This is a genomic window from Pseudoalteromonas sp. 0802 (genome assembly GCF_013350085.1).
Lineage (GTDB): Bacteria > Pseudomonadota > Gammaproteobacteria > Enterobacterales > Alteromonadaceae > Pseudoalteromonas.
In genome coordinates this window covers 1-5,409 of the sequence record NZ_JABVXE010000046.1, presented here as the reverse complement: position 1 = coordinate 5,409, position 5,409 = coordinate 1, and the positions used below count along the sequence as shown (strand labels likewise).

Sequence of the window (5,409 nt, the reverse complement as noted above, 5' to 3'; positions counted from 1 at the left end):
TAAGTACGCAGTCTGACAAAATTAACGAAGAGTATTGTGCAATAGGAGGAGTCCATATAAGGTACTTTAGTGCCGAAAAACAATTCACGGCTAAAGCCGTTCCTACGTTTTGATGTAGGCGTGAAATTTATTTCGCGCGGTGGTTATATAATAGAGGTTAGTTTTTAGTAGTTAGATTTCAGAAGTCAGATCAAGAGGGTGGTTTTATTTTTTGTGTAATTAAACAAAGAACTTGCTACACATGAATTGTATTTTACTTTGTTCTAACCACTAACCACTAACCACTAACCACTAACCACTAACCACTAACCACTAACCACTAACCACTTAATCTCCCCCTCCCATCGCTCAAAAATGCGTCTCATCCTGTTTTGATAAGAATTGTTACATATTCGGTTTTATTGTTTTGCTTGAGAGGTTTATTATGGTGAAAGCGAAAAACTAATGATTAATTAGGTTTGCTAGTTTTTCGATAAATACATCAAAAAATAATTAGTACGGGACTCCCATGAAAAAAGTAACACTTACCGCGGCAAGTATTGCACTAGCCCTCGGTCTTGTTGGTTGTGGTGAAAAAGAACAAGAAACTAAAGCACCAGCAACTGCGACCGTAACTGAAGCAAAAGCTCCTTTAAATTCAGGCATTGAACTGGCGAACATGGACGAGTCTGTTCGCGCACAAGATGACTTTTACTATCACGTAAACGGCGAATGGTTAGATAAAACTGAAATTCCAGGTGATAAATCAAACTACGGTTCATTCACTCAGCTTTACGATGATTCGCAAAAAGCGATGAAAGAAGTACTAGAAAAAGCAGCGGCAAATAAAGACGTTAAGCCAGGCTCTGATGAAGCTAAACTAGCTGCATTCTATAACAGCTACATGGACGAAGCAGGCCGTGAAGCGGCAGGCATCAAGCCATTAACACCAGTGCTAGAAAGCGTTGATGCAGTTAAGAACAAGTCAGATCTTGTTGCTTTAATGGCTGAACTTCGCATTAAAGGCGGTAGCCTACCATTTGGTTGGTACGTAAACAACGACGCGAAAAATTCTAGCGAAAACGCGATGTATGTTTATCAGTCAGGTTTAGGTTTACCAGATCGCGACTACTACCTAAAAGATGAAGAAAAATTCACAAAAATTCGTGAAGCTTACCAAGCATACGTAACAGCAATCTTAAGCAAGGCTGGTGTAGCTGATGCAGAGTCTGCGGCTAAAGCAATTATCGATCTTGAAACAAGCATTGCTGATGCGCAGTGGAGCCGTGTTGAAAGCCGTGATGCAACTAAATCTTACAACAAGATGAGTGTTGCAGATGCAAACAAACTTACGGGCGACTTTGACTTTGCAGCTTACCTTGATGCATCTGGTATCAAAACTGAAGATGTAATCATTCGCCAACCTAGCTACCTAGAAAAATTTGCTGGTATATACAACGATACAGACTTAGCAACGTGGCAGAACTACCTTAAGTTCCACTTTGTTAGCAACTACGCTCGCTTATTAGATAAAGAGCTAGTAGACCTTAACTTTGATTTCTACAGCACAACACTTCGCGGTGTAACAGAGCAATCTCCACTTTGGAAAAAAGCGGTTGATGCATCAAATGGTGTACTAGGTGAAATTCTAGGTAAAGTATACGTTAAAGAAAACTTCCCGCCTGAAGCGAAAGCGCGCATGGAAGAGTTAGTTGATAACGTTATCAAAGGTTATGCAGTTGCGATTGAAAACCTTGAGTGGATGAGCCCAGAAACAAAAATTGCGGCTAAAGAAAAGCTTGATAAGTTCACACCAAAAATTGGTTACCCAGATAAATGGAAAGACTATTCTGCACTTGAAGTTAAAGGTGATGACTTAGTAGGTAACTACATTCGCCACAGCGAGTGGGAATATGCAGACATGACTGCAAAACTAGGTAAGCCAGTTGACCGTTCTGAGTGGCACATGACACCACAAACAGTTAACGCTTACTACAACCCTGTGAACAACGAAATTGTATTCCCTGCGGCTATCTTACAACCGCCATTCTTTAACCTAGAAGCTGATGACGCTGTTAACTACGGCGCAATCGGTGCGGTAATCGGCCACGAATTAGGTCACGGCTTTGATGACCAAGGTGCGAAGTACGATGGTGATGGTAACTTACGTAACTGGTGGAGCGAATCAGACCTTAAACAGTTTGAAGAGCGTACAGGTCAGCTAGTTGCTCAATATAACGAGTACAAGCCATTTGAAGATGCAAGCGTTAATGGTCAGCTTACATTAGGTGAAAACATTGGTGACTTAGGCGGCTTAACAGTTGCTTATACGGCATACCAGTTATCACTTGGTGATGAAAAAGCGCCTATCATTGATGGTTACACAGGTGATCAGCGTTTCTTCATGGGTTGGTCGCAAATTTGGCGACGTAAATATCGTGACGAAGAGTTACGTAACCGCCTAATGACAGACCCTCATTCACCAAGCCATTACCGTGTAATCGGTATTCTTTCAAACATGCCAGAATTCTATCAGGCGTTTGATGTGAAAGAAGGCGACAAAATGTATATCAAACCAGAAGATCGCGTAAAAATCTGGTAATTGATTATCGATTTTAAAAAAGGCTCTGAGTGAACGCTCAGAGCCTTTTTTGTTTGGAGCTGTCAGCTCAAGACGCGCCAAGCAAGCGTGACGCCTACGATTGATGTAGGCGTGAAATTTATTTCGCGCGAAGAAATCAAAGCATAATCGCATCTTTTAGATACTGGAATAACTCTTTGTAATTCTTGGCTGGCTTTTCTGCTTTTACTTCTTTTGCGGCGCTGCGCACTAATTGGCGCATTTTTTGGCGCTCAAGAGAAGGATATTGATCGATTGTTGAATTGATCAGGTCGTCACCTTGTTTAATCAAATCATCGCGCAGGGTTTCGATTTTGTTCATCAAAACATCCGCTTGATTGTTTTTATTAAGCATGATGTCGATCATCGCTTGGATTTCATCAACGTTTTCTGTGGTACGTAATACTTTTGCGATGTAGTTTAAGTTACGACGGTAAGCATCGCTCTTATCACTTACTTTATCAGAAACAACAAGGGCTTCTTTTAAATCGTGATTAAGCGGTAAACGATCGCGCTGCTTTTTCGGCATTTTTGCAATTTCAGCACCCAGACCATGATATTGCATGGCTTCACGTTTTAATTCGCTTTTTGATACGTAAATAATTTCTTCTTCGATAAGTGGCTTTTTCTTCTTCGCCATAAGGATGCTCATTCAGTAAACTTAACTATTCGCTATTATACGCCATTTAGTTAATGATTAATATTAGCTGATGCAGGTCTCGCAGTGTGTTAGCATTCGTTACACTATAAAAAATATCAGAACCTAGGACACACAAGATGAAAGATCCTATTTATCAACACATTTCTGAAGTGAAAGACGCTGTAAGCGAAGTACTGGAGCATGCAAAAAAATTGGGTGCTACTGCGGCTGAAGCGGCGATGTCGAGCACATCAGGTTTGTCTGTCAGCACGCGCATGGGCGAAGTTGAAACAATAGAGTTTAACCAAGACGGTGGCTTAGGTATCAGTGTTTATGTGGGCAACAACAAAGGCTCTGCTTCAACGGCTGACTTAAACCCTAAAACATTACGTACAGTGGTCGAAAAAGCCATTGATATTGCAAAATTCACCTCTGACGACCCATTTAATGGTATCGCCGATAAAGAGTTACTTGAATTTGCACCGCAAGATTTAGATTTATACCACCCGTGGGAAGTTAGCCCAGAGCAAGGTGTAGAGTTTTGTCATCAAGCAGAGCAAGCGGCGTTAAATGCCGATGAGCGCATTGTAAATTCAGACGGTGCGAGTTTTTCATCTCACCAAGGTTTACGTGTTTATGGTAACAGCCATGGCATGATTGCTGGTTACCCACGTACGCGTCATAGCATTAGTACGATGGTGATCGGTAAAGAAGGCGAGCAAATGCAGCGCGACTCGGCTTACACTATCGCGCGTCATAAAGATGATTTAAATGACGCTGCAAAAGTAGGCCTCGAAGCAGCAACAGAAACCTTGGCTAAACTTAATAGCCAAAAGCTCGGTACCATGAAAGTGCCAGTGATCTTTAGAGCAGATATTGCTAACTCATTATTCGGCCATTTAGTGTCGGCGATTGGTGGCGGTGCGCTTTATCGTAAATCGAGCTTCCTGCTTGATAGCTTAGGCACTAAAGTATTTAGCGATTGTGTAAATATCTCTGAGCGCCCGCATTTATTAAAAGGTTTAGCGTCTTCACCGTTTGATGCTGAAGGTTTAAAAACTGTAGACCGTGAAATTATTCAAGGCGGTGAGCTGCAAACTTACCTATTAGCAAGCTATGCGGCACGTAAACTGTCGATGGCACCAACGGGTCATGCTGGTGGTATTCATAACTGGCTAGTTGAACAAACCCATGCCGATTTAAAAGCACTTTTAAAAACCATGGGCACAGGCTTATTAGTAACTGAGCTTATGGGCCAAGGTGTGAACACGGTAACGGGTGATTACTCACGTGGTGCGGCGGGTTTTTGGGTTGAGAATGGCGAAATTCAGTACCCAGTAAGTGAAATCACGATTGCTGGTAACTTAAAAGACATGTTTAAAGCGGTAGTAGGCTTAGGTGGCGACATCGAGCGTCGTGGCGGTATTCAAACTGGCTCTGTATTGATTGAACAAATGCAGGTTGCTGGTAGCTGATTCAACAATAACTACTCAATTTTTAAAGCCTCACTTCAGTGGGGCTTTTTTATTTGAAAAAACGCTTTACCTAAACTTAACTTGAGGTTTTATCTTGGTGGCAGTTTAAAAATAAAAAGGAAAACTACCATGTATTTAGAACACGTAAACCTTGTTGTGAGTAATGTTGATGACATGCTGCACTTTTATAAAGCAGCATTCCCGCACTGGCGTGTGCGTAGTCAAGGCGATAGCAAATGGTCGGGCAAACCGCGTAAATGGCTGCACTTTGGTGATGATTACCAATATCTTGCATTAAGCGATAACGGTGAAGCTGAAAACCGTGATTTAGCAGGCCACCAAGTAGGCCTTGCCCATTTTGCTTATGTGACAAACGATATTAATGCGGTAGTTGAACGTCTTGTTTCGGCTGGTTATGAAATTGATAAAAACGGCCCAGAAAACCCTTACCGTAAAAATGTATATTTCATCGACCCCGCAGGTTTTGAAGTTGAGTTTGTAGAGTATTTTAGTGATATCCCGAGTGAGAGGAATAATGACCAGTGAAGCTTTAAGCTATAAGCTGTAAGTTTTAAGTTGAACAGTGTTGTTTGTAGGTTTTTACCAAAGGCCTGCCTCGTAGGAGATGTATGGACTCCTCCCCCAAATAGGGTGAGTACGGTATAAAGAGATTGGACAATTACTTTTACCAATAA

At 41.7% G+C, this 5,409-nt stretch carries 4 protein-coding genes; 3 read left to right on the top strand and 1 reads right to left on the bottom strand.

Going from position 1 to position 5,409, the window contains the following annotated elements; all coding sequences use genetic code 11:
* The first annotated feature begins 508 nt into the window (after positions 1-508).
* On the top strand, positions 509-2,581 hold the full coding sequence (locus tag HUS61_RS20925) for a M13 family metallopeptidase (RefSeq protein WP_175083650.1): 2,073 nt from the start codon (positions 509-511) through the stop codon (positions 2,579-2,581).
* 136 nt (positions 2,582-2,717) lie between these two features.
* Here the strand turns inward: HUS61_RS20925 and yjgA are convergent, their stop codons facing one another.
* Positions 2,718-3,239: a ribosome biogenesis factor YjgA gene (gene yjgA, locus HUS61_RS20920; RefSeq protein ID WP_058583884.1), complete on the bottom strand. Its 522-nt coding sequence runs from the start codon at positions 3,237-3,239 to the stop codon at positions 2,718-2,720.
* Positions 3,240-3,376: 137 nt separating this feature from the next.
* Between yjgA and pmbA the strand changes: the two genes are divergently transcribed.
* A complete protein-coding gene (pmbA, locus tag HUS61_RS20915; RefSeq protein WP_055021365.1) occupies positions 3,377-4,714 on the top strand; it encodes a metalloprotease PmbA in 1,338 nt (445 codons plus the stop codon).
* Between the two features lie 129 nt (positions 4,715-4,843).
* On the top strand, positions 4,844-5,260 hold the full coding sequence (locus HUS61_RS20910; protein ID WP_175083649.1) for a VOC family protein: 417 nt from the start codon (positions 4,844-4,846) through the stop codon (positions 5,258-5,260).
* The last annotated feature ends 149 nt before the right edge of the window (positions 5,261-5,409 follow it).

Coding starts and splice junctions, on each gene's coding strand:
- HUS61_RS20925 (WP_175083650.1), top strand. CDS start 509: ATGAAAAAAGTAACACTTACCGCGGCAAGTATTGCACTAGCCCTCGGT.
- yjgA (WP_058583884.1), bottom strand. CDS start 3,239: ATGGCGAAGAAGAAAAAGCCACTTATCGAAGAAGAAATTATTTACGTA.
- pmbA (WP_055021365.1), top strand. CDS start 3,377: ATGAAAGATCCTATTTATCAACACATTTCTGAAGTGAAAGACGCTGTA.
- HUS61_RS20910 (WP_175083649.1), top strand. CDS start 4,844: ATGTATTTAGAACACGTAAACCTTGTTGTGAGTAATGTTGATGACATG.